General features: G+C 30.7%; 22 protein-coding genes and 1 other RNA gene. 12 read left to right on the forward strand and 11 right to left on the reverse strand.

What is annotated here, in order from left to right; genetic code table 11:
* Positions 1-62 precede the first annotated feature (62 nt).
* From N5D90_RS06045 to N5D90_RS06055, 3 genes are read left to right on the forward strand one after another with little or no spacing between them, the layout of a single operon-like run.
* A complete protein-coding gene (locus tag N5D90_RS06045) occupies positions 63-2003 on the forward strand; it encodes a nucleoside-diphosphate sugar epimerase/dehydratase (RefSeq protein WP_280061903.1) in 1941 nt (646 codons plus the stop codon).
* Positions 1993-2754 carry a polysaccharide biosynthesis/export family protein gene (locus tag N5D90_RS06050; protein WP_280061904.1) on the forward strand — a complete coding sequence of 254 codons (762 nt, stop codon included), beginning with the start codon at positions 1993-1995 and terminating at the stop codon, positions 2752-2754. The genes N5D90_RS06045 and N5D90_RS06050 overlap by 11 nt, the downstream gene beginning before the upstream one ends.
* A 2-nt stretch (positions 2755-2756) precedes the next feature.
* Positions 2757-5150 (forward strand): tyrosine-protein kinase family protein, encoded by a 2394-nt coding sequence (locus N5D90_RS06055; RefSeq protein ID WP_115002247.1) that lies wholly within the window; start codon positions 2757-2759, stop codon positions 5148-5150.
* Between the two features lie 51 nt (positions 5151-5201).
* On the opposite strand, the gene N5D90_RS06060 is transcribed toward N5D90_RS06055, so the two are convergent.
* The gene (locus tag N5D90_RS06060) at positions 5202-5975 is read right to left on the reverse strand and encodes an RNA methyltransferase (protein WP_280061905.1); all 774 of its coding nucleotides are present in this window, start codon (positions 5973-5975) and stop codon (positions 5202-5204) included.
* A 154-nt stretch (positions 5976-6129) separates the two neighbouring features.
* On the opposite strand from N5D90_RS06060, the gene N5D90_RS06065 reads away from it, so the two are divergent.
* Positions 6130-7422, forward strand: a complete 1293-nt coding sequence (locus N5D90_RS06065; protein ID WP_038336270.1) for a peptidase U32 family protein — start codon at positions 6130-6132, stop codon at positions 7420-7422.
* Between the two features lie 13 nt (positions 7423-7435).
* Positions 7436-7666: a ferredoxin gene (locus tag N5D90_RS06070; RefSeq protein ID WP_038336269.1), complete on the forward strand. Its 231-nt coding sequence runs from the start codon at positions 7436-7438 to the stop codon at positions 7664-7666.
* A 71-nt stretch (positions 7667-7737) separates the two neighbouring features.
* Here the strand turns inward: N5D90_RS06070 and N5D90_RS06075 are convergent, their stop codons facing one another.
* On the reverse strand, positions 7738-8439 hold the full coding sequence (locus tag N5D90_RS06075) for a hypothetical protein (protein ID WP_280046197.1): 702 nt from the start codon (positions 8437-8439) through the stop codon (positions 7738-7740).
* Between the two features lie 186 nt (positions 8440-8625).
* Here N5D90_RS06075 and N5D90_RS06080 point away from each other — a divergent pair, with 186 nt between their 5' ends.
* Positions 8626-9465: an HAEPLYID family protein gene (locus N5D90_RS06080; RefSeq protein WP_280061906.1), complete on the forward strand. Its 840-nt coding sequence runs from the start codon at positions 8626-8628 to the stop codon at positions 9463-9465.
* 178 nt (positions 9466-9643) lie between these two features.
* Here the strand turns inward: N5D90_RS06080 and N5D90_RS06085 are convergent, their stop codons facing one another.
* A complete protein-coding gene (locus N5D90_RS06085; protein WP_244957982.1) occupies positions 9644-10048 on the reverse strand; it encodes a JAB domain-containing protein in 405 nt (134 codons plus the stop codon).
* A gap of 370 nt (positions 10049-10418) precedes the next feature.
* Between N5D90_RS06085 and N5D90_RS06090 the strand changes: the two genes are divergently transcribed.
* Positions 10419-10925 carry a hypothetical protein gene (locus N5D90_RS06090; RefSeq protein WP_280061907.1) on the forward strand — a complete coding sequence of 169 codons (507 nt, stop codon included), beginning with the start codon at positions 10419-10421 and terminating at the stop codon, positions 10923-10925.
* 541 nt (positions 10926-11466) lie between these two features.
* Here the strand turns inward: N5D90_RS06090 and N5D90_RS06095 are convergent.
* The 7 genes from N5D90_RS06095 to ssrA form a co-directional block, all read right to left on the reverse strand.
* Complete coding sequence (locus tag N5D90_RS06095) at positions 11467-11838, reverse strand: hypothetical protein (protein ID WP_280061908.1); 372 nt, start codon at positions 11836-11838, stop codon at positions 11467-11469.
* A gap of 1 nt (position 11839) precedes the next feature.
* Positions 11840-12613, reverse strand: coding sequence for a hypothetical protein (locus N5D90_RS06100; protein ID WP_280061909.1), 774 nt, complete (start codon positions 12611-12613; stop codon positions 11840-11842).
* A 335-nt stretch (positions 12614-12948) separates the two neighbouring features.
* Positions 12949-14337, reverse strand: coding sequence for a DUF3987 domain-containing protein (locus tag N5D90_RS06105; RefSeq protein ID WP_280061910.1), 1389 nt, complete (start codon positions 14335-14337; stop codon positions 12949-12951).
* A 102-nt stretch (positions 14338-14439) separates the two neighbouring features.
* Positions 14440-15207, reverse strand: a complete 768-nt coding sequence (locus N5D90_RS06110) for a hypothetical protein (protein WP_280061911.1) — start codon at positions 15205-15207, stop codon at positions 14440-14442.
* Positions 15208-15358: 151 nt separating this feature from the next.
* Positions 15359-16126 carry a Fic family protein gene (locus tag N5D90_RS06115; RefSeq protein ID WP_280061912.1) on the reverse strand — a complete coding sequence of 256 codons (768 nt, stop codon included), beginning with the start codon at positions 16124-16126 and terminating at the stop codon, positions 15359-15361.
* Positions 16107-17330, reverse strand: coding sequence for a site-specific integrase (locus tag N5D90_RS06120; protein WP_280061913.1), 1224 nt, complete (start codon positions 17328-17330; stop codon positions 16107-16109). The genes N5D90_RS06115 and N5D90_RS06120 overlap by 20 nt, the downstream gene beginning before the upstream one ends.
* Positions 17331-17509: 179 nt before the next feature.
* Positions 17510-17907, reverse strand: a transfer-messenger RNA (tmRNA) gene (gene ssrA, locus N5D90_RS06125).
* A 142-nt stretch (positions 17908-18049) separates the two neighbouring features.
* On the opposite strand from ssrA, the gene N5D90_RS06130 reads away from it, so the two are divergent.
* Both N5D90_RS06130 and N5D90_RS06135 read left to right on the forward strand, forming a co-directional pair.
* Entirely contained in the window at positions 18050-19555 is a 1506-nt protein-coding gene (locus N5D90_RS06130) for an aldehyde dehydrogenase (RefSeq protein ID WP_280061914.1), read from the forward strand.
* Positions 19556-19583: 28 nt separating this feature from the next.
* Entirely contained in the window at positions 19584-19955 is a 372-nt protein-coding gene (locus N5D90_RS06135) for a DUF779 domain-containing protein (protein WP_180905490.1), read from the forward strand.
* 53 nt (positions 19956-20008) lie between these two features.
* Here the strand turns inward: N5D90_RS06135 and gltX are convergent, their stop codons facing one another.
* A complete protein-coding gene (gltX, locus tag N5D90_RS06140; RefSeq protein ID WP_280061915.1) occupies positions 20009-21517 on the reverse strand; it encodes a glutamate--tRNA ligase in 1509 nt (502 codons plus the stop codon).
* Positions 21518-21635: 118 nt separating this feature from the next.
* Here gltX and N5D90_RS06145 point away from each other — a divergent pair, with 118 nt between their 5' ends.
* The 3 genes from N5D90_RS06145 to N5D90_RS06155 all read left to right on the forward strand — a co-directional run bounded on the left by N5D90_RS06145 (position 21636) and on the right by N5D90_RS06155 (position 24710).
* The gene (locus N5D90_RS06145; protein WP_280061916.1) at positions 21636-22505 is read left to right on the forward strand and encodes an MBL fold metallo-hydrolase; all 870 of its coding nucleotides are present in this window, start codon (positions 21636-21638) and stop codon (positions 22503-22505) included.
* Positions 22506-22591: 86 nt separating this feature from the next.
* A complete protein-coding gene (locus N5D90_RS06150) occupies positions 22592-24265 on the forward strand; it encodes a regulatory iron-sulfur-containing complex subunit RicT (protein WP_280061917.1) in 1674 nt (557 codons plus the stop codon).
* Positions 24249-24710, forward strand: a complete 462-nt coding sequence (locus tag N5D90_RS06155; RefSeq protein ID WP_084106949.1) for a gliding motility lipoprotein GldH — start codon at positions 24249-24251, stop codon at positions 24708-24710. The genes N5D90_RS06150 and N5D90_RS06155 overlap by 17 nt, the downstream gene beginning before the upstream one ends.
* Position 24711 lies beyond the last annotated feature (1 nt).

Genomic DNA, 24711 nt, shown 5'->3' on the forward strand with positions numbered 1-24711 from the left:
TTTTCGGAGTCTCTATTCCTGATTTTTTTATTATCTTTATCACCACTTAAATTACTAAAATATTGAATCCTTTTAACCAACACTTTAATGCTCCTAGATGGGTAGTATTAGTGCTAGACATACTTATAGTTTTCTTTAGCTATGTAATAACCAATTTTATACTTAATAGCTTTCTAAATTCTTTTAGCTTAGAAAAATTATTATTTAAATTACCATTTGTTGTAGCAGTTTATACTATATGTTTTTTGTATTTTAAAACATATAAAGGAATTGTAAAAAAAACTGGACTAAAAGATGCCGAAAATGTTTTTGTTTCCAATACAACTGCTTTTCTGATTCTTTTCTTCATCTCTTTTATCTATAGACAATTTATTGAATCTACTATTTCAGAAAACACTATTACTTCATATGTTTTCAGAATGTCTTACTCTGTTATTTTTGTTCATTTATTCATTTCAACCGTAGTAATGGTTATTGCTAGATTATATTACAAATGGATTTATGATTATTTTTTCTCTAAAAATAAAGCTCAACAAAAAATATTGATTTATGGTGCGGGAGATTCAGGATTAATTACTCGAGATATTTTACAAAATGATACTCAGTTTAATTATAAAGTTGTAGGTTTTATTGATAACAAACCTTCTAAAATTGGAACATTTATAGATGGTGTAAAAATTTATTCTATAAATGATATTGATGATAAATTCATTGAACGAAATGATATTTCAGAAATTATTATTTCTATTCAAAATATTAAAACGAATCAATTATTAAATCTATCCAAATCATTAGAAGATTTGAATGTAAATATAAAAATAATTCCGCCTATTTCTAATTGGATTGATGGAACATATAAACCTGCTCAAATCAAACAATTAAAAATTGAAGATTTATTAGGTCGTGAATCTATCAAACTTAAAAACCCAATCATTAACGAAAATGTACAAGATAAGGTAATTCTTGTTACAGGAGCCGCAGGGTCTATCGGAAGTGAAATTTCAAGACAACTTGCAATGATGGATTTTGCTCAACTAATTTTAATTGATCAAGCAGAATCAGCTCTTTACGATGTTCAGCAATCTTTGAAAAATGAAATTTCTGAAGAAAAACAAAATAGAATAGATTATATCGTTTCGAGTGTCAGAGATCGAAAAAGGATGTTAAGCCTTTTTGATAAATATCATCCGCAAATTATTTTTCATGCAGCTGCATATAAACATGTTCCGTTGATGGAAAAATTTCCTTATGAGGCGATCAACACAAATATTTATGGAACAAAAATAATTGCTGATTTAGCAAATGAATTTGGTGCTGAAAAGTTTGTAATGGTTTCTACTGATAAAGCTGTAAATCCTACAAACGTGATGGGCGCAACTAAACGAGTTGCCGAAATTTATGTAAATTGTACAAATGAAATTTCTAAAACTAATTATATTGTCACACGATTTGGTAATGTGTTAGGATCTAATGGATCTGTAATACCTTTATTCAAGCGTCAATTGGAAAACGGAGGTCCATTAACTGTAACTCATCCTGATATTACACGTTTTTTTATGACAATACCAGAAGCGTGTCAGTTAGTACTTGAAGCAGCAATAATGGGAAAAGGTGGCGAGATTTTTGTATTTGATATGGGCGAGTCTATGAAGATTATTGATCTTGCTAAAAGGATGATTAGACTTAGTGGATTTAAATATCCTGAAGAAATTGATATAAAAATTGTAGGTTTACGTCCAGGTGAAAAAATTTATGAAGAATTATTAGCCAATGATGAAAATACAGTTAAAACACATCATGAAAAAATAATGATTGCTAAAGTAAATACTTCAAAATGTCAAGATAATAAAAAGTTGATTGAAGAGTTATGCTCAATGTCTTCAACTATAGAAAAACATGAACAAGTCATGCATTTAGTAGCTAAAATAAAAGAGATAGTACCAGAATTTAAATCTCAAAACTCTGAATTTGAAAAACTTGATAACTTAATTTATGAAAAATAAAATTTTTAATCTCCTAATTGTAATAGTTATTCTCACAATTTCATCTTGTGCGTCAAAAAAGGAATTAGTTTATTTAAGTGGAGACCAACAGTCTACTACAAATTTCGAACAGTATATCCCTAAAATTCAATCTTCTGACATATTAGCTATTAGTGTTAGTGCTGCTGATATCAAAGCAACAGAACCTTTTAATCAACAAAGTATTTATCAAGTAAATTCTGGAATGCAAAATAATCCTTATGCAAAAGTTTATACTGTTGATGAAAATGGGTATATCAACTATCCTTTAATAGGTAATGTAAAAGTTGGAGGATTAACTAGAACAGAAGCTGAAAACGAATTAAAATCTAAGATATCAAAGTACATTGTAAATCCTGGTGTTAATATAAATTTCACAAATTTCAGAATCACTGTTTTAGGTGAAGTTGTTAGACCTGGTAATTTTACAATTCCAAATGAAAGAGTAAGTATTCTTGATGCATTAGGAATGGCAGGAGATTTAACAATTAATGGTGTAAGAAAAAATATTATGGTTATCCGTGAACAAAATGGACAAAAACAAACCTATAATGTCGATTTAACATCTAAAGAAATACTAAACTCCCCTGTTTACTATTTAGCACAAAATGATGTTGTTTATGTAGAACCAAATAATGCAAAAATTTCATCATCTAAATTTACACCAAACTATTCTTTATGGATATCTGTTGCTGGTGTTATAATATCTGTAATTGCTGTTATTTCTAAATAAAAATGAGTAAAAATAAAAACAAAGTAGAAGACCAATACTTCGATGAGTCTGAAGAAACTATTAATATCAGGCAAATTTTAGAGCAATATTTATACTATTGGAAATGGTTTGTTTTTGGAGTCATTATTTCTTTAATTATAGCCTTTTTATATGTTAAATATACACAAAAACAATATCAAGTTTCAGCTAAAATATTATTGAACGAAAAAGAATCTTCAACAGGAGAATTAGCTGGTTTAATGGATCAAGCTATGCTTGGAGGTGGTTCTGGAGGAAGCGCAGAAGTTGGTGATCAAATTGATGTACTAAAGTCTAGAAGATTATTAACTAAAGTAATTCAAAAAAATAACTTTAATATACAATATTTTAGCGTAGGTCGAGTTGCAGAAATTCAATTACAACAAGAAAAATCTCCCATAAAATTCATTTTATTAAATGAGAACGATAAAGCCAATGAAAGCTTAGACAATAATAGTTTTATTGTAAGTATATTATCGAACACTAAATTTAAACTTGAAAATAAAAAAACAAGTGTTATAAAGGAATATTCTTTTGGACAAAAGATTACAGAAGACTTTGGAAGTTTTATAATTAGTCCAAATGGAAGCTTAGGAAAACATATTGGTTTTGAATATCAAATTAATTTAAATTCTATTGATAGAATTGTTAATGCATATCAAAACTCATTGAGTATTTCTCCAAATACTGAGAAGAGTTCAAAAATTATTAATTTTTCTTTGGTTGGTCCTGTTCCAGATATATCTAAGAAGTTAATAAATGATCTTATTACAACTTATAATGAAGATTTAGTAAGTGATAATCATAAATTAACAGAAGCTACCTCTAAATTTATTGATGATCGCCTACAAATTGTTACAAACGATTTACGTGGAGTTGATAAAAATCTTGAACGTTATAAAGTTCAAAATAATATTACAGATGTTACTTCAGAAGCGAATATCTTTTTAGAAAGTGCCGCAGATAACGAAAAGAAACTTTTAGAATCATCTACTCAACTACAATTAGTTGACTATATGAACTCTGCTCTAAATTCTTCTAAGACTGATTTACTACCTTCTAATATTGGATTAGAAGATAAATCTATCTCAGCAGAAATATCTTCATACAATGAATTAGTTCTCGCTAAAGAAGATATGTTAAAATCTGTAACAAAAGATCACCCTAACGCGATCAAATTACAAGAGCAAATTAATGATGTAAAAAGAAACTTGAAGAATAGTTTGAGATTATATAGAAATAACACTCAAACAATGTTAAATTCTGTTCAATCTAAACAAAATCAAATTGCGAGCAGAATTCAAAAAGTACCAAGTCAAGAACGTGGTTTTAGAGATATTTCTCGTCAACAGCAAATTGTTGAAGCTTTATATTTATTCTTATTACAAAAACGTGAAGAGAACGAAATAAAAGCAGCTGCTACACCAGATAATATAAAAGTTATTGACTATGCTTATGATTCTAAGATTCCCGTTTCACCTAAGAAAAGTATTATATTATTAGGAGCTCTAATTCTAGGATTAGTTATTCCATTTATATGTATATATATTTATAAATTATTGAATAATAATGTAAACTCTAAAGAGGATGTTGAAGATGCAGTTGGAGCTCCAATTGCTGGACAAGTACCTAAAAGTGATATTTCTATTATCGAGCAAAATGATAATTCTAGTGTTGCTGAAGCTTTTAGAATTCTTAGAACAAACATGAATTTTTTACTTAAAAATTCAACAGATCCTCAGTCTATCTATATAACTTCTACTACAAGCGGAGAAGGTAAAACATTTATATCAACTAATTTAGCTCAAATATTAACAATGTCAGGTAAATCTGTTTTATTAATTGGAGCAGATATTAGAAGTCCTAAAGTTTTAGATTATTTAGGAATTACTGATCAATACAGACACAAATATGGTGTTACAGAATATTTGATTTCAAATGATATTAATATTAGTGATATCATCATCAAAAATCCTGCTGATTACAAATTTGATGTTATTTATTCTGGACAGGTAGCTCCAAATCCTTCAGAGCTATTGATGAACGGACGTTTTGATGATATTGTCAAGTATGGAAAGGCAAACTATGATTATGTATTAATAGATACTGCCCCTGTTAGTTTAGTTACTGATACTTTATTAATTTCTGATAGTGCAGATATTACAATGTACGTTGTTCGTGCTAATTATTTGGACAAACGAATGCTGGCTATTCCTAAAGAATTATATCAAGATAACCGTCTCAAAAATATGGCAATGGTTGTTAACGATGTTGACTTTACAAAAGGATACGGATATGGATACGGATATGGGTACGGATATGGTGAAAATCATAATAAAGGAAACTCTTTCTTTAGTAAACTATTCGGTAAAAAATAAAAATAAAAGCCACTTCGAAAGAAGTGGCTTTTATTTTTATTATAATCTATCTTATTGTCTTTGCCTCACAGCTTCGTAAACACAAATCGCTGCTGCGTTACTCACATTTAGCGAATCTACAAAACCTAACATCGGAATTTTAATCAACGAATCTGAATGATCAGCCCAAAAATTCGAAAGCCCTGTCGCTTCTGTTCCTAAAATAATCGCTGAAGATTTTGTGAAATCAGTCTTGTATAAATTCTTCGTTTCTTCTCTTAAAAATGTGGAAACAACTTGAATTGAATGAGATTTTAAAAACTCTAAAACAGCCTCTTTACTCGCCGATGCAATTTGATTAGTAAACAATGTTCCAACCGAAGAACGAATCACATTTGGATTGAAAAAATCCACTGTTTCATCGCAAACAATTACAGCATCTACTTTTGCTCCATCTCCAGTTCGCAAAACTGCACCAAGATTTCCTGGTTTTTCTACCGCTTCCAACACAACAACCAACGCATTTTCTGGCAATTGTAAATCCGTTAATGTAGAAGATTTCGTTTTATAGGCACCAATTATTCCACCTGTCGATTTTCTGTATGCTAATTTTTCAAAAACTTGTTTAGTAATTGTAAAGACTTTCGCTTGTCCAAAATCAATTGATTTGTTATAAATATCTTCGCAAATATAAATTTCAACAGCTTCGTAACCACCTTTTATAGCTAATTCATTTTCTTGTGTTCCTTCCACAATAAATAAACCTTGATTTTTACGTTCTCTTGATTTTTCTTGCAATTTCAGCAAGTTTTTAATCCTTGGATTTTGAAGACTTTCTATTAACATTTTGCAAAATTAATTCTTTTTCAGTCAAAAAAATATAGAATTTTCATTTAACATTTTTTATCAGTTAAAAAACTCATTTTCAATCATATTTAATTTATATTCAGTATAAACTTATATTTTTTGTACCTTTGCACCTTAAAATCAGAATTTTCGTATGACCAAAGATGGAAAAATGGAGTTGATGGCTCCTGCTGGGAATTTCGAATCATTACAAGCGGCTTTAGATAACGGAGCTGATTCTGTATATTTCGGAGTTGAGCAGTTGAATATGCGTGCGAGAGCATCAATAAACTTTACAATGGACGATTTACCAGAAATCGTAAAACGTTGTGAGGAAAAAGGTGTGCGTTCTTACCTTACTTTAAATACAATTATATACGATCACGATTTATCTTTAATCAAAAACTTATTGGACAGAGCAAAAGAAGCTAATATTACGGCTGTTATTGCGATGGATCAATCGGTTATTGCTTATGCAAGACAAATTGGGATTGAGATTCATATTTCGACACAAATTAACGTTACGAATATCGAAACAGTAAAATTCTATGCAATGTTTGCTGATACAATGGTATTGTCGCGTGAATTGAGTTTGAAACAAGTGAAAAAGATTTGTGAACAAATTATTAAAGATGATGTTCGTGGACCAAGTGGAAATTTAGTTGAAATCGAAATTTTCGGTCATGGAGCACTGTGTATGGCTGTTTCTGGTAAATGTTACTTGAGCTTACATTCGCATAATTCTTCTGCAAATCGTGGAGCTTGTAAACAAAACTGTCGTAAAAAATATACGGTAATCGACCAAGAATCTGGTTTCGAAATCGAATTAGATAACGAATACATGATGTCACCAAAAGACCTTTGTACAATGGAATTTTTGGACGAAGTGGTTGATGCAGGTGTAAAAGTATTGAAAATTGAAGGTCGCGGACGTGCTCCAGAATACGTTGCAACTGTGATTCGTGCTTATAGAGAAGCGATTGATTCTATTGCGGATAAAACATATTCGAAAGAAAAAGTGGATTACTGGATGGGATTATTGCAAACTGTTTATAATCGTGGTTTTTGGTCTGGATATTATTTAGGTCAAAAATTAGGAGAATGGTCTGCTGTTCCAGGTTCTATGGCAACTCAGAAAAAAGTTTACATCGGAAAAGGAGTTCATTTCTTCCCAAAACCAAGCATTGGTCAATTTGTAATTGATGCGTATGATTTGAAAGTTGGTGATTTGATTTTAGTAACAGGACCAACAACTGGAGCCAAAGAAATGGTGGTTACAGAAATGATGGTGGAAGATGTAAAATCTGATACAGCTAAAAAAGGTGATTCGATTACAATTCCGATGGAATTTAGAATTCGTCCTTCTGATAAATTATACAAATTAGTAAAAGTAGAAGAGCCAGGAACACAACAAAATAGTGTTGAAGAAGGCGCTTATTCTCATTAAAAAATAGTTATCAATGGTCATTATTACGTTACAACGCGATAAATGCATCGGATGCAACTATTGTTATGAGTTAGCACCAGAACGATTCAGAATGTCAAAAAAAGATGGTAAATCTGTTTTATTAAAAGCGATTGATAAAAAAGGTTTCCATACGTTGAAAGATCCTGATCATTCTATCGCAGATAATTGCGAACGTGCTGCCAAAGCTTGCCCTGTAAATATTATTACAGTAAAAGAAATATAGATTAAAACATTAGCTATATAAAAAGTCCATCAAAATTTTGATGGACTTTTGCTTTATGTAAAAAATAAATCTTAATTCATTTTTCCTTCCTTTTCCAATCTCTCTAATGCTTTTTCGTGAGCAGATTTTACATCATTTTTGATCTTTTTATCTTGGGTAGATTTTCTAATCTTTTCTGCGTGATAAGCCAAATCATCCAAAGTCATTTTATAACTCACATAAAACCCGCGATTATATCTTGAATACGAAGCTAATCCCCAACCAGCAATTAATTGATTCTTAATTTTTTTGGTTTGATATTCGTTCAAATAACGTTGAAGTTTTGGAGAAATTTCTTCTTTCGCAATTGATTTTACAGAACCATTCATTCGGCTAAACCAATATTTATTATCCAATTTTATATATGATTTTGCACCTAAAATGCTTTTAAAAGCAAGATCTCCAAGCAGTAAAACCTTCTCAAATTCAGATTTTTCATTGGTCATATAATCCCAATACATTTCAGAAGTCATTCCAACCATTGGACTTTTATCTATTGTTGCTTCATACAAATCTTTACCATTTTGATAAGCTGCTGCAACATTTTTAAATTCGATTCCAAAATCATCACAAGCCTTCTGATAACCTGTAAAAGAACCCGAATATTTCTCGAAATTATCTATAAAAACTCTATAAATACAATAATGTGAAATATCAATCAAAACTTTTTTAGAATCATCTAAAAAACCGTTTATCAACTGTATCGGAAAGTTATAATATTCGTAGGAACTCATAATTGTTTGATTGTCTTAAATGTGGTGTTAATTCATCGACTAAGATAAGATAGTTTTTATTATTCTTAAAATGATAAGTATCAAAAAACTTCAAAATTTAATAGGTTAGATTTTTAAAGGGGTAAAACTTCAATTCCTAATTTCTTCCTAAATCTTCTTTGTCCTTTGTCTCAAAATAATAAACAAATGAAATTTTTCTTAACAATAATTACAAGCACTTTCTTAACAATTACTACGATAGCTCAGACGAAAAATGATTCAATTATCACCATTCAACCTCAACAAAAAACATTAAAACCTAAAGTTGAACATGCAGAACCTCTCTATACAGATTTGATGCGTGATTTGGGCGCACGAAAAGGAGAAGCTGAGATAAATGTAGGATTTGGAGTTACCTCGAAAAAAGGATATAATGAATATAATGGTTTTATTGAGTATGAATGGGCTGTTGCAGATCGTTTGGGATTGGAGGTTGAAGTACCTTTTTCTTTTAATCACAAAAGCGATAATAACGATGGCTCTATTTATGTTCCGAACAATAAAATTGAAGGTTTAAAATTAGCAACTCAATATACTTTTTTGGTAAATGAAAAAGGAAAAATATCTTTGGCTGTGGCTTATGTTCATGAATTTGAGTTTAATAATTTTAAAGAATTAAGACATCAAGGTTCTGTATTTACGGGTATGAAAATGAATCCTGTTTTTATTGGAGCAAAAAATTTTAAAAATTTCAACACGTTAATCTATACAGGTCCTGTTTTTGAACATCATTATAAAGAGCAAAAAATAGATATTGGAGCGACTATAAACGCAAGTATGATGTATGTTTTTCCAAATTCGAAAAACTTTATTGGACTTGAAAATAATATGGATATTGACCGCGATGGATTTCATTATACTTTAAGACCTCAAATTAGATTGGCTATTCAACACAATTTAATGATTGGTTTGGTTACTGGAGTTCCTATCACCAAACATACCGGAACCAACCTTGATGTGATGACACGTATTATTTGGGAACCTTAGTTTTCTTAATAAAAAAACCTCCTTTAAAACTTTTTAAAGGAGGTTTGTGGAGCTGGCGGGATTAAGGATATGCATTACATATCAATACCTTAGCTCTAAAAACCTTCTAAAGGGGATGAAATCGGGGATGATTTCCACTAATTATCATCTTCAACCCTACTCGTATATTTTATTTAAATCAAAGAATTCCTTCGTCTGCAAAACTAAGGTATGAATTTTTAGCCATAATAATATGGTCTAACAATCGAATATCAAATAACTCGCAACACTCTTTGATTTTAGAAGTTATTCGTTTATCTGATTCACTCGCATTTAAGTTTCCACTTGGATGGTTATGAGTTATTACAAGAGCAGATGCGTTAGCTTTTAATGCCATTCCCATAATTAACCTTACATCAATGCTACAAGTGTTTATTCCACCTTTAAACATGCTTTTAATTCCTAAAACTTGATTTCCTTGATTTAGTAGTAATATTTTGAACTCTTCTTGAAGTTCAATTGTATCCAAATCCCAATTCGCTTTAAGAACTTGATAAACTTCACTACTTCCCATTACTTTGATTTTCTCATCTACTTCATTCATATATGAGATTTTAATTTCTGACACCTTCATTTTTGGCTATAAGATTTTAGAGTAGAGATAAATTTTGTTGATGATTTAGTATCAAAAACAAGCAAGTTCGTTTACATCTACGTTTGTTAAACATTAATTTAGAATCACAGGAGGATGAATAAATCCACCAGAAAAAACCATTCTATTAAAAAGTGGTGCGGGGGATTCCAAATCTTCCAAAAATAGGCGGGGGTTATTCGAGGGTAGTTTACGTGTTCGAAAATTTTATAAAAAAATTTTGTAGGAATTGTAAGGTATGTAGTATTAATTTAAAAGGAGTTAATTATTGTTTGAAGTTTTTAACTCATTATTTAATACATTTATCAAAATCTTTTAATTAATGAAAAATATTTTACTAACTATTTTTATTACAATTTCTTCATTCTGTTTGTCACAAAATATAAAGGTTGTTCAATTAACAAATGGAGGGATATTTGTCGAAAGTTCAAGAAAAGTTGAAAGCTTCATGGGATCTACTATAACTGAAAACAACAAGTCTTTTTATGTAGGATCAAATGATAAAAAATCTTTGATTTCAGGAGTTCAAAAAGCAATTGAATGGGCTGAATTAAATAAAACTCACAATAAAGAATTTGAAAAAGAGATAACTCGTATTAGAGTTATGGAAAAAGAAAGTTATTTGTTTTACAAAAAATTTATCAGTGAATTTTCGGCAGAATGTATACTTAATTTTTATGGTATAAAAAATGGAGATTTTAAAGTATCTCTTGGATGTCCTAATATCTCAACAAGTATTAAATTAGAGAGTATTAATGACCTGAAAAATCTGAAAAATATACTTAATGGAAAATCTGGAAATAGTGAAATAGATAACATTTTTAAATAAAAACCTTTTACACTATTGGTTAAAATTATTTCTGTCAAAACCGATTTAGTAGTGTAATATACTACAAACAACATTGTCCAAAATATATTTAACATAATTTGGTTATAGTGGGCTTGTCCCCGATAGCCCGTAGGCGACTATAACAACAAGTTATGTTAATATAGATTTTGTCCGCTGTTTCTATTTAAGTTTCAAGATAGCTTTCAAGCTCAGGAGATGTAAAGGAGATATCTGTTGAATTTGCAGTTTTTGTACTTTTTGTAACATTGTAAATCTTGTAAGCTTATTATTTTATATATGTATTTTGTTTTTTAGTTTAATTCTATTTTACAATACCTTTTTTAATCCTCCTGTGCTTACATATAAATAGAAGATATATTGATTTATTATTATAGATTACAGAGTTACAAAGTGTACAATTTTTACAAATACAAAAAACCTCAGCTAATTTTTAGCTGAGGTTTATATTTATACTATAATTCTTTTCTGTTTAGATAATGATATAAATTGTGTTATTCACAGTATTTTCATTTAAACCCCCTTATCCAATTCTTGATTCTTTTAAACAATAAAAATGAGGTATTAAAAATGGAATTGTAAAAATTAACAAACTTACTACTATTGCAGAATTTCTACTTTTCAGCCAATATTTATTAAATTCAAAGTCTGAAATTTCATTGTTATTATATCTAATTAAATATTTTTTAAACCTATAAATCGGTCTTATTACAATTCTTGATAAATAAAATAATCCAAAGGTTAATAAAAATGTTATAGCAGGGTTTTTATCGAAAAAATTAGGTGTATATTTTTCTCCTGAAGTTAAAATAGAGAAGAAAAATAATAAAGGAATTAAGTAAAGTATAACTAAACCTAAAAAACTTGAAAGATTTAAAATAAATTTATTTTTCATATTAGTAAGCGCTATTATTAATTGAATGTTTATATTTTTTTCTATAATATTCTATATTTTTTGAATCTAAAAAAGTTTGTATATCTATTTCCTTAAAAATCTCAGTTTGATTTTTATTATCAAAAAAAGTCCATTCTTTAGTAAATATTCCATTGAATTTATCATTAGATTCATAATTGACATGTATTTTATTAATCCCTTCTGTTATAGTTATTAAAACATAGTTATCATCTAACTCAATATAACCTAATGTTGTAATTCCAGACTTGTTACGAATAACCTCTATTTTATTTATGGATAATAAACTTGAAATCAAATCTTGATATTTAATCAAAAGATTTGACTTAGAAAAAATTTTACTATTAAAGTAGATAACAGTAAGAAGTGTTATAAAAATAATTATTGCAATAGATGTTTTACTCTCTATCTCTTTATTAAAAATTACCCCTACTATGAGAATCATTGTTGCAATAATAAATATCAACATATAATCATAGCCTAATCCTTTACCACTAGAAAATTTTTCTAAAAATTTCCTAGTAATTTTTCTCGCATACATGAAAAATACAATAGCATTTATAATGAATATCTGAAATACGTGTAAACCTGTTACATATGTTATAATTACAAATGGAACAATTATCGAACATATTATCGGAATCCTTGAAATTACAGAATCGATAAAATATAAATCATTATTCTCCCATGCCTCCATGTAAATGTAAAAACATATTATATACATTAAAGATGAAAAAATCAATAAAATTTCACTCATATAAATGTAGTATCTAATGAACCTAAATAGATGATTTTGATTAGAAAAGAAGGCGTAGGCTCGGAACTATTATCTATCTATAGGGGGATCTAGTAAGCCTTGAGGCATAGATAAGTGAAACACAAACCCTTTTAATAAAAAAGGACATGAGAATCAGCTCATTCTATATATTAATTTTTAAAATGACCAGATACCTACAATAGAAAATTAGTTAACGCTTCACGTTAATTTTACAATATATTATTATTGCAAAGATAGAACAATATATTATTTGTAACCTATGTTGTATTTTTTGATTTGTAAAAAAATAAGGAGGTAAAAAACCTCCTTATTTTCTAATTAACTATTGAATAAGTGGTACCAACTTTAGTCAATGCCTTTTTATTTAATAACCTTTTTAATGCATTATCTACAGTCTTAACACTAACCGAAAGTTTCTCAACGACAATTTTTACCGCTTCTCCTCTTTTAAAATTTTGAGGTAGCAATTGTAAAATTTCAGACTCAGAAGCCTTCAAATCAATTGATTTATCATATAAACTAGCCGTATCTAAAGAATTTCTTAGTAAGTAAGGCAGAATAACTTTTATAAAATCAATAGCTCTGTCAGAACATTCAAATCTATCCATTTCATCAGAAAATTCTTCGGTATTCTCCAAAACAGTATAAATCATCAACAAACGATACATCATTATTGCTTGTCGCAACACAATATCTACTAGATTTTCATCAATTTCTTGTACTGCTTTAAAATAACCTTCAAAGAAATTATTAAAATCTGCAAGTTGTTCCTCGTTTAAATAAAATTCACGCTCTAAAGAATTAACAACCTCGTACACCTTGAATAAGTAATCGTTCAGAATATGAATTTCTTGCCTACGATTACCCACGTATGACCCATCATTCCATTTTGATCTTTCTGAATAGGTGTAGAACATAATCCTGCTGAACAACCCATTTTCTCTTGATTGTATCAATGGTTTTACTTGTTCTCCAGTTCCTGAGATAGCCACCGTTAACCTTGGGTTATCGCATATAATTTCTGGATAAGATTTACGAGAAATACTAATGCGTTCGTGTTGGAATGCTTTACGTAATATCTCTGAGTAGTCCCCCCACTCCTTCTTTAATACAAAAGACAAAGTATCAGCCTCGTTATCATGGATATAACTCCCATCCGAGAACGAATTCGACAATTTTTCTTGTAATTTTGCACTACTGCTATTCGCTGGAATAAAGAAGTTAGAATTTTTTGTTAGAATTTCTTCTTTTACTTTTTGAATAATTTTCTCTCCAATCGATAACTTCGATTTACCTGTAGCTGCTTGCCCAATAACAAATAAGTAGAGATTTGGAAAGAACAACTCATCTCTATAATAGCCAAATACTTTTGGGAAAATCGCACTAAGATGCGTTAAACTTGAGAGGAGAACGATATCCTTCTCTCGCCCTGTAAAGGTTTCTAATAAAGGTTTTAACACATCAGGAGCCAAGTCAAACACCTCCTGTGGAAATTTCCCATCCTCAGGTATTTCAAATGTAATGTCTTCCGTGGTAGTTTCTACCTCCGCCTGTGAATCCTCCAACTCTCCTTGTGAAATTTCTACTTCTTCTTTTTTAGAAGTTGTTTTCAAATCTACGTTAGAGTGTATCTCTAACTTACTAAAATTTCCATTTAAGAATGGATTTCTTACGAACTCTACGTTCAAAAATTTTTCTTTCATTATAAAATGATTTTTTTTATCCTAGAAAGATTCGTTCTTTCTTTATTGCAAGTTTAGAGCGAAAGCTGAAGAATTGAACGGAGACTAATTTTTTAATTATTTTTACTTAGACTCTCCACTCATAGCCTTTGTTACAGCATCATAATATCTTTTGTTATAGAATGAAGAAAGAGTAGTTTCGTTTAAATTACAATTTGAAAAAACACCTTTAACACATGGAATTTGGAAGATGTGACAAAAAATTACAATAAATTTTATTTTTTCATCTACTTCAGAAAGCAATTTTTCAACTTCTGAATAGAGTCTATGTTTTAGAATTATATGAGTTACTTTATCAATTTCTACTTTTGTCATATAGGATTCGATATATTCATCGGTTAATAATTCTTTTAAATTCTGAGTTATTGAAAATAATGCGAAAAAATTACTAATTCTAACAACTTCTTCAGATGTTGATTTTGGAGTAAAAGCAATTTTTACAAGATCTTCTGTAGAATTAAAATCATCACTAAGAATATTTTTGAGCCGTTTCAATTCTGATTGAGCATCAATAAATTCTTGAAGCATCTTTTTCTCTTCTTCAGTACTAATTGTGTTATACTTTTTAATAAAATTATATTGGTATTGAATCCCTAATTGTAAAAACTTTCCTTTTAGCTCAACTAAACCATATGATTTAAATAAATCATCAAGCAAAGATTCTGCTTTCTTAGAAATTCTAAATTCATTAAAAGGGAATTCTAAATCATATAAGAAACCTTTACTATAGCTTTTATTAAAACGAACTTTCCTAGACAAACTCTCTCTTTCTATATCTTTATAACCTTCTTCAGTAACAATTTGAAAATTATAAACAGTAGGTTTTTCCATATTATGTATTTTTTGTAACTTTTGTAATATTGTAAAAATAGCAGTTAAATATTATTATCGAAAGGCTCAGGACTGTTTTACTATATAAAACCTCTTCTTTATCTCCTGAGCCTGTAATCTACCATAGTAGCTTCTTACAAAAATTACAAGTTTACAAGTTTCCCAATATTCTAATCATTCGTTGTAACATTTCTTCTAAATTTTGAATAATAAAATTAATAAAAGGTTCTTTGTTACGTTCGACTTGTGCAGTTTCTAAAACAGAATAGTATTTTAACCTACTATCTATATCGCCTTTTAAAATTACAATTGGGAAACCATTTTGTAATAAGATTAAATTCATCAATAATCTTGCAGTACGTCCGTTTCCATCTATAAAAGGATGTATAGTTACTAAACGTTCGTGCATTTCAGCACTTAGCTCGACTGGGTGCAATTTGTCTTTATTCTCATTATACCATAAAAACAAACTTTCTATTTCCTTTTGAACTAAATATGGTTGAGGTGGAACGTGCTTTGCTCCCGAAATCAATACTTGTAAATTTCTATACTTTCCCACTTGTTCGTTATTGATTCCTTGCAGAATTAAATAATGGGTTTGCAATAAATCTCTTTCCGTAATTGTTTCATTTTGCTTTGCAAGGTCTTTGATATATTCAATTGCGTTTTGATGATTAACTGCTTCTAAATGCTCATTCAAAGACTTTCCTCCAATCGTTAAACCTTTTTCTATTACAAGAGCTGTTTCTTGTAGTGTCAAAGTGTTTCCCTCTATCCTATTACTTTCATACGTATATTCAATATCAAGAGCCTTCATAACCTTATCGCTTTGTAAGTTCCTAAGCTGGTTAAGATGTTGTTTTAATTCATCTAAATGTTCAAATCTATTTTTCATAATTTTATTTTCTTTTTGGCTCAAGTTTCGACCTCAACAAATCTGCTTTCTGCTTATCGTTCATCTTAATATATGTTTGTAGTGTTTTAGTTTGCTTGTGTCCTGTACCGAGTTTCAACGTATCTAAATCAACTCCTTTTCCATAATTAAGCGTTACAAACGTTCTTCTTGCTGTATGGCTACTTATCATCTGCCATCTCACTTTTTTATTGTCACCGTTGTACTGCTTATTGAGTGTTTCGCATAGTTTAGCAACTTCTTTGATGTACTCATTGAACTTGACATTAGATATCTTCGGAAGTTTATAACTATACTTTACAAGAATTGTTTTTACAACTTTCAACAATGGAAGAGTTAATTGCTCATTTGTTTTCTGCTGTCGTATAGCTATGTACTCATCGTCAATAATGTTTGATTGATTTATTTTGTTGAGGTCTGAAAATCGTTGACCTGTATAGCATGCAACTAAAAACAAATCTCTTACCTGTTCCAATCTTTTGTTATCAGATAAGTTTAATTTCTCCATTTCATCTATCTCACTTTCACTCAAAGCAATGTTATCTACTTCGATATCCTTTGTCAAAAATCTACTATTATGCAAAAATGGATTAACCTTGATACCTAAATTCTCAATAAAATATAAAACAGTTCTCAAAAATTTCATTTTACGATAAACAGTAGTCGGAGCATACTTCTTAGTCTCGATTAAATACTCTACATATTCATTTCTAAATTTCAAATCAATCATCTCAGTATTACAAATACGCTTCTTATCCTTCTGAAAATCTTTAAAATTTTCTTTGGCTTGTTTATACTTTTGAACTGTTGTATGAGCTGTTGTAGATTTTATAGTCTCAATGTAGTCATCAAAATAATCTAAAATTGTTTTCTTATCGACTTTCTTAAACATTGGATTATTCTGAAAATATTCCTGTTCAATCAAATTCTTTAACTCTTCCGAATTTGGTTTTCTCTTGAAGGTATCTGTAAAACTGTTAAACATTTTATAAGCTACTTTTTCAATTTCGACCAATTCTTTGTTTATATGTTGATGATTCTTTTCTGAAATAGTTTCCTTGACCTTCAACCTTTCTTTATTCCAAAACTTCGGATTAACCTTCTGTTTAGTTGAGATTTTCATCTGTAGACCATCCCAACGCATGACCAAATAAATAATCGTTTCTGAGCTACTCTTTGGCTCTTTCAATACAAATGTTGTCTTTATCATATATCATTTTTTTAAAATTCCTTTCTATGAGAGGGATTAAAGCTGATATACGAGGGGATGAATTAGGGGATGAAATAGCGTTTTTCCACCAATTTTTATATAATTCCAAAAAGTATGGACATAAAAAAACCCTCTATTTTAGAGGGTTTAACAGCTTTTAGTGTTTATAAAAGTTGTTTGTGTGGAGCTGGCGGGATTCGAACCCGCGTCCAAACAAGCAACAAATAAGCTTTCTACATGCTTAGTTTATTATTAATTTTCGACGAAATCCTGAGAATAAACACTCTGTCATCCGCTTATCATCTAAAATCTCGAAACCTATCCGATGCACTAAGGTTTCTATTCTTACTTTCCCGTGTCCCTGTATCAAACGCCGTAAGTCAAGGCTTTTGAGGGACATTCAGCTTCTATACCTAGTATAGACGTGGCGTATTCTTACTAAAATTCAGAATTATGCAGCTAAAGCGTACTCTTCGTTGCCAGTTAAAAAGTTGAAGTGCCTGATTAAAGTGAGTACACAACCTATCACTGCATGCTTACTTACCCATTGGCCCTGCTGTCAAAACCAGTCAGCCCCATAAAGTAAATTGTCAATAAATAATTGACGGATGCCAAATGTACAAATTTTATACCAAATAGAATTAACTTTTTCTAAACATAATTATTGAACAATTTTGAATAAATTAGAGAAAATTCAATTCACAAAAAATTTTAATAAAATGGGAAACTTAGTTAATGTACCTACATTCAAAGATCATTATGACAATTACATCAATGGTCAATTTACGCCACCTACAAACGGAAAATATTTTGATGTTGTAACACCACTTACTGGAAAAGTTTTTACAAAAGCTGCGCATTCTTCGGAAGAAGATTTAGTAAAAGCGGTAGATGCTGCTCACGAAGCTTTCAAAAGTTGGAGTCAAACTTCGCCAACGCAACGAAGCATTATTTTGAATAAAATTGCAGATCGAATCGAAGAAAATTTACAAAATGTTGCGGCTGTAGAAACCTACGATAACGGAAAACCTGTTCGCGAAACGTTGAATGCTGATATTCCTTTAGCTATCGATCATTTCAGATATTTTGCTTCAGTTATTCGTGCTGAGGAAGGTTCTATCAACGAATTAGATAAAGATACTGTTTCAATTATTATCCATGAGCCAATTGGTGTTGTTGCGCAAATTATTCCTTGGAACTTCCCAATTTTGATGGCGGTTTGGAAATTAGCTCCTGCTTTGGCTGCTGGAAACTGTGTGGTTTTAAAACCTGCTGAATCTACTCCTATCTCGATTTTATATTTATTCGAATTAATTGGAGATTTATTACCTCCAGGAGTTGTGAACATTGTAAATGGTTTCGGTGGAGAATTAGGTCGCGCATTGGTGACAAATCCTAAAGTATCGAAAGCTGCATTTACAGGATCTACTGCTACAGGGCGTTTCGTGATGCAATATGCAACAGAAAATATTATTCCAGTTACGTTAGAATTAGGTGGAAAATCGCCAAACGTATTCTTCGAATCTGTGATGGATCATGATGATGATTTCTTAGACAAAGCGATTGAAGGTGCTGTTTTATTTGCTCTTAATCAAGGTGAAATTTGTACGTGTCCTTCGCGATTATTAATTCAAGAATCTATTTATGATAAGTTTATTGCACGAGTTGTGGAGCGTGTAAATATGATTAAAGCAGGAAATCCTCTTGATCCTGAAACAATGATTGGTGCGCAAGCTTCTCAAATTCAGTATGACAAAATTTTAAGTTATATTAAATTAGGAAAAGAAGAAGGTGCAGAAGTTTTAACTGGTGGAGATGCTAATCATTTACAAGGAGATATCGAAAATGGTTATTACGTCAAACCAACATTGTTTAGAGGAAATAACAAGATGCGTATTTTCCAAGAAGAGATTTTTGGACCTGTATTAGCAGTAACAACTTTCAAAGATGAGGCAGAAGCGATTGAACTTGCTAATGACACAATTTATGGTTTAGGAGCTGGTGTTTGGACGCGTGATGCACATCAATTGTACCAAGTTCCACGTGCTATTCAGGCTGGTCGTGTTTGGGTTAATCAATATCATAGTTATCCTGCTGGAGCGCCTTTCGGAGGTTATAAACAATCTGGTATTGGACGTGAGAACCACAAAATGATGTTAGACCATTATCGTCAAACTAAAAATATGTTAGTTTCTTACAGCAAAAAGAAATTAGGTTTCTTCTAAATCAATAATTAATTAAAAATCTCAAAAAATGAAACGTGTTGATGCAACAGAAAAAGCGATTAATTTATTGAATGAATTAAAAGCAAAACATGGCGATTTGATGCTATATCAAGCTGGAGGTTGCTGTGAAGGAACGCAACCGCAATGTTTCAGAAAAGGAGAATTTTATCTTCGATACAAAGATGTTTGCATTGGAGAAATTGATGGAGTTGAATTTTGGATTGATAAAGATCTATTCGAATATTGGAAACATGCACATTTCGAATTAGATGTCATTGATGCGATTGGCGCAGGAGGTTTTTCGTTAGAAGTTCCGCTTGGCAAAACATTTAAAGTCAATTATCGAATATTCTCTCAAGAAGAACTTAATCAATTAGACGAAGTCAAAATCAATTTATAACAGAAAAGCCATTTGCAATGCAAATGGCTTTCTTATTTATGATAGAAATAATTTTATCCTAAAACTTCAATCGCTTTGTTGATACGCGCAATTGTTTCCTCTTTTCCTAAAATTGCCATAATTACAGGAACATCTGGTCCTTGTAACGCACCAACTAAACTAAGACGTAAAGGCATTCCGATTTTTCCAAATCCAATTTCTTGAGCTGTAACAAATTCTGCCATTGCATCGTGTAAAACTTCTGAAGAAAATTCTGATGAATTTAAAACTTCAACAAATTTTCCTAAAATCTCTTTCGAATCATCTTTCCAAGCTTTTTTAGCTGCTTTTTCGTCGTAAGTAGAAGGAGCTATATAAAAGAATTGACCTTGTTCGAAAATATCTTTTACAAAGTTTGCTCTTTCTTTTAACAATTCAACCACTTTTGCATCTAAAGCTGGATTAGCTTCAATTCCGTTTTCTTTTAAAACTTCTTCGAAAGATGGCAATAATTCTTCAACAGATTTTTGTTGTAAATATTGGTGATTAAACCAAGTTGCTTTTTCTGGAGAAAAACGTGCACCTGATTTCGAAACTTTTTCTAATGAAAATAATTGAATCAATTCTTCCATTGTAAAAATCTCTTGATCAGTTCCAGAATTCCACCCCAATAAAGCTAACATATTCAACACTGCATCTGGAAAATAACCTTCTTGTTTGTATCCTTTTGCAATTCCTTCTTCTGTTTTCCATTCCATTGGGAAAACTGGAAATCCGTGTTTGTCTCCATCACGTTTGCTTAATTTTCCTTTTCCTTCTGGTTTCAAGATTAATGGTAAATGTGCGAAACGAGGCGCTTCCCAACCAAATGCATCATACAATAATTCGTGTAAAGCCATTGATGGTAACCATTCTTCTCCACGAATTACGTGAGAAATTCCCATCAAATGATCGTCCACAATATTAGCTAAGTGATACGTTGGCATTCCATCAGATTTAAACAAAACTTTATCATCTAAAGTTGCTGCATCAATCGTGATTTTTCCACGAATCATATCATCCAATAAAACTGTACGCGAATCATCAATTTTGAAACGAATCACATAAGGTGTTCCATTCTCAATTAAAGCTTTTGTTTCATCTTCCGTCAACGATAAAGAGTTTTTCAAATTTCCTCTTGTCGACCAGTTATAAATAAATGTTTCTTTATTTTCTTCTGCTTTTGCACGTGCAGCGTCTAATTCTTCTGCCGTATCAAACGCATAATATGCATTTCCTGAAGCTAATAATTCGTCTACATATTGTTTGTAGATTTCTTTACGCTCTGATTGACGGTAAGAACCTAAGTCTCCACCAAAACCAACACCTTCATCAGGAGTTAAGCCTAACCATTTCAACGAATCGATAATATATTGTTCAGCACCTTCCACATAACGTGTTTGGTCTGTATCCTCTATTCTTAATAAGAATTTTCCGTTATTATGTTTTGCGAAAAGATAATTGTATAACGCAGTACGGACTCCTCCGATGTGTAACGCACCTGTTGGACTTGGCGCAAATCTTACACGAACTTCTTTTGCCATTGTATCAAAATTTTTGCAAATTTAAGTCGTTCAATTCTATAATAGATATTTATTTTAAATAATATTCTATTTTTTATCTTCGTGAAAGCAAAATTCAACAAAATAAAACCACATAAAAATGAAATTATATTCAATAGAAACAGGAAATTTTAAATTAGATGGCGGCGCAATGTTCGGTATTGTACCAAAATCGATTTGGAATAAAACCAATCCTGCTGATGATAGAAATTTAATCGATCTTGCAATGAGATGTCTATTAATCGAAGATGGCGAACGATTAATATTAATTGATACCGGAATCGGAACTAAACAAGATGCAAAATTCTTTGGGTTTTATTATTTGTGGGGCGATGCTACTTTGGATAATTCTCTAGCCAAACATGGATTTCATCGCGATGATATTACAGATGTTTTCTTGACGCATTTACATTTTGATCATTGTGGTGGCGCAATTCAATATAACAAAGAGAAAGATTATTTAGAAGCTTCATTCAAAAACGCAAAATTTTGGTCAAATGCGAATCATTGGGATTGGGCTGTAAATCCAAATCCTCGCGAAAAAGCATCTTTCCTGAAAGAAAATATTTTACCTCTACAAGAAAGTGGACAACTTAATTTGATTGATTTACCTCAAAATGGAGCAATTATAGAAAATTCTCCACTTGGTTTTGATATTTTATTTGTAGATGGACATACCGAAAAACAAATGTTGCCAATTATTACCTATAAAGGCAAAAAAATAGTTTATATCGCAGATTTAATCCCAACTGTAGGACATATTCCGCTAATTTATGTGATTGGGTTTGATACACGACCTTTAATAACAGTTGAAGAAAAAGGAACGTTTTTACAAAAAGCAGTCGAAAATGAATATATTTTGTTTTTTGAACACGATCATGTCAACGAATTAGCTACGTTAAAATTAACAGAAAAAGGTATTAGATTAGACCAAACCTATTCATTCTCAGAAGTTTTTGATTCAATTTAAAATCAATTTCATAACCGAAATGATTTCACAAATTCAGAAAAATATTTTCATACCTTTGTGTTGTCATTTAAAAAAATTATAGAAGCATGGGATGTGGATCTTGTGGAACTTCTAATGGCCTTCCGAAAGGATGTAACAATAATGGTGCTTGTGGCACTGATGGTTGTGGAAAATTATCAGTTTTTGATTGGTTATCGAATATGCAACTTCCAAATGGACAAGAAAAGTTCAATTTTGTGGAAGTTCGTTTCAAAAACGATCGAAAGTTTTATTATAAAAACGAAAACAACATATCTCTAAATATTGGCGATGTAATCGCTGTTGAAGGAACACCTGGTCATGATATTGGGGTTGTTACACTTACGGGTGAGCTTGTTAGAATCCAGATGAAAAAAAAGAATCTTTCGTGGACTGCGGAAGATGTCAAGAAGGTTTATCGTAAAGCGAACCAAAAAGATATAGAAACTTGGGTAGAGTTTCGAGATAGAGAAAAACAAACAATGGTTGATTCTCGAATTATGGCGAAAAACCTTAATTTGGAAATGAAAATTTGTGATGTTGAGTACCAAGGAGATGGAGCGAAAGTTACATTTTATTATACAGCAGAAGGACGTGTAGATTTCCGTCAATTAATCAAAGAATACGCAGGTAAATTTGGCGTAAGAATTGAGATGAAACAAATCGGATATCGTCAAGAAGCAGCAAAAGTTGGTGGAATTGGATCTTGTGGACGCGAATTATGTTGTTCGACTTGGTTAACAGATTTCCGCTCTGTAAGCACTGCTGCGGCACGTTATCAACAGTTGTCAATTAACTCGCAAAAGTTAGCTGGACAATGTGGTAAATTAAAATGTTGCTTAAATTTTGAATTAGATTCATATTTAGATGCATTAAATAGTTTTCCGTCAATGGAAAGCCGTTTCGAGACTGAAAAAGGTTGGGCACATTGTGTTAAAATAGACGTTTTCAAGAAAGAAATGTGGTTTGCTTATGACAAAGGAGGAATTGTTTGGTACAAATTTTCGGTAGACGATATTCAAGAATTTTTAGCAATCACTGCAAAAGGTCAAAAAACTGAACCTTTAGAAGATTTAGCTAAAAATGTAGAAGAATCTAAACCAGATTTTACAGATGTAATTGGTGAAGATTCTTTAGAACGTTTTGAACGTAAAGAAAAGCAAAACAAAAAACGTAAAAGAATTAAGAATAATCAAAATTCTGGAAACGAAAAAGTTGCGGCGAATGCTAATAATCTAAAACCTCAGAAGGCAAAACAAAAACAGCCTAACGAAGCGAAAGATAAGGCGAATCGTCTTGAAAATAAACAAGGAAAGAATCCAAATCAGTCTAAAAAGAATAATCAAAATAGACCGAACAAAAATTCGAATCCTAATCAGAATCAGCAACAACAAAATCAGCCAAAAGAGAAGCAACAGCCAACTCAGGCGAAAGAGCAACAAGCTCAACCAAATACTGATCAGCAAAAGCCGCAAGGAAATAATCGCAATCGCAATCAACAAAAGCGAAAACCGAATAATCCGAGCAATAATAGCCAACAAAATAATCAAACAAATCAGGCTAATCAGTCAACTCAACAACCAAAAAAACAACCTCAGCAAAATAATCAAAATGCTGAACAAAAACCGAAAACTAAGGACGAGAATCAAGCAAATAATTCTCAACCGAATCCAAATAAATCGAAGAATCGAAATAAAAAAAGATTTAATCGTGGGCCAAAACCAGATGATACGCAACAGTAGTTTGCTTTTTATTTTAGTCTTTTTATTGTTTAGTTGCGAGGCTAAACATTATTATCAAGACACAAAAGATGTGAAAGACGAATGGAAGAGTAATCAGCCTCAAACCTTTACGTTTGATGTAAAAGATCCTAAACCTTCGGCTGTTAACATTGGATTTGTGTTAAGAAATAATACGTCGTATGAATATAGTAACTTATATTTGTTCACGAAATTCATCGATCCTAAAGGAAATGAAATGATTGATACCTTACAGTATTACATTGCAAATCCTGATGGAAGCTGGATTGGTAAAGGAATGACAACAAAAGAAATGATGTTGGTTTATCGCGAAAATTTACCAATAAAAGACTCTGGTCGCTATCAACTAAAAGTTTGGCAAGGTATGCGAACAAAGAATTTGAAAGGAATCGAAGACATTAGTTTGATTGTTGATAAAGCTGAATAAT

Source organism: Empedobacter sp. GD03797, assembly GCF_029842105.1.
GTDB lineage: Bacteria > Bacteroidota > Bacteroidia > Flavobacteriales > Weeksellaceae > Empedobacter > Empedobacter falsenii_C.

Coding starts and splice junctions, on each gene's coding strand:
- N5D90_RS06050 (WP_280061904.1), top strand. CDS start 1,993: ATGAAAAATAAAATTTTTAATCTCCTAATTGTAATAGTTATTCTCACA.
- N5D90_RS06055 (WP_115002247.1), top strand. CDS start 2,757: ATGAGTAAAAATAAAAACAAAGTAGAAGACCAATACTTCGATGAGTCT.
- N5D90_RS06060 (WP_280061905.1), bottom strand. CDS start 5,975: ATGTTAATAGAAAGTCTTCAAAATCCAAGGATTAAAAACTTGCTGAAA.
- N5D90_RS06065 (WP_038336270.1), top strand. CDS start 6,130: ATGACCAAAGATGGAAAAATGGAGTTGATGGCTCCTGCTGGGAATTTC.
- N5D90_RS06070 (WP_038336269.1), top strand. CDS start 7,436: ATGGTCATTATTACGTTACAACGCGATAAATGCATCGGATGCAACTAT.
- N5D90_RS06075 (WP_280046197.1), bottom strand. CDS start 8,439: ATGAGTTCCTACGAATATTATAACTTTCCGATACAGTTGATAAACGGT.
- N5D90_RS06080 (WP_280061906.1), top strand. CDS start 8,626: ATGAAATTTTTCTTAACAATAATTACAAGCACTTTCTTAACAATTACT.
- N5D90_RS06085 (WP_244957982.1), bottom strand. CDS start 10,048: ATGAATGAAGTAGATGAGAAAATCAAAGTAATGGGAAGTAGTGAAGTT.
- N5D90_RS06090 (WP_280061907.1), top strand. CDS start 10,419: ATGAAAAATATTTTACTAACTATTTTTATTACAATTTCTTCATTCTGT.
- N5D90_RS06095 (WP_280061908.1), bottom strand. CDS start 11,838: ATGAAAAATAAATTTATTTTAAATCTTTCAAGTTTTTTAGGTTTAGTT.
- N5D90_RS06100 (WP_280061909.1), bottom strand. CDS start 12,613: ATGAGTGAAATTTTATTGATTTTTTCATCTTTAATGTATATAATATGT.
- N5D90_RS06105 (WP_280061910.1), bottom strand. CDS start 14,337: ATGAAAGAAAAATTTTTGAACGTAGAGTTCGTAAGAAATCCATTCTTA.
- N5D90_RS06110 (WP_280061911.1), bottom strand. CDS start 15,207: ATGGAAAAACCTACTGTTTATAATTTTCAAATTGTTACTGAAGAAGGT.
- N5D90_RS06120 (WP_280061913.1), bottom strand. CDS start 17,330: ATGATAAAGACAACATTTGTATTGAAAGAGCCAAAGAGTAGCTCAGAA.
- N5D90_RS06130 (WP_280061914.1), top strand. CDS start 18,050: ATGGGAAACTTAGTTAATGTACCTACATTCAAAGATCATTATGACAAT.
- N5D90_RS06135 (WP_180905490.1), top strand. CDS start 19,584: ATGAAACGTGTTGATGCAACAGAAAAAGCGATTAATTTATTGAATGAA.
- gltX (WP_280061915.1), bottom strand. CDS start 21,517: ATGGCAAAAGAAGTTCGTGTAAGATTTGCGCCAAGTCCAACAGGTGCG.
- N5D90_RS06145 (WP_280061916.1), top strand. CDS start 21,636: ATGAAATTATATTCAATAGAAACAGGAAATTTTAAATTAGATGGCGGC.
- N5D90_RS06150 (WP_280061917.1), top strand. CDS start 22,592: ATGGGATGTGGATCTTGTGGAACTTCTAATGGCCTTCCGAAAGGATGT.
- N5D90_RS06155 (WP_084106949.1), top strand. CDS start 24,249: ATGATACGCAACAGTAGTTTGCTTTTTATTTTAGTCTTTTTATTGTTT.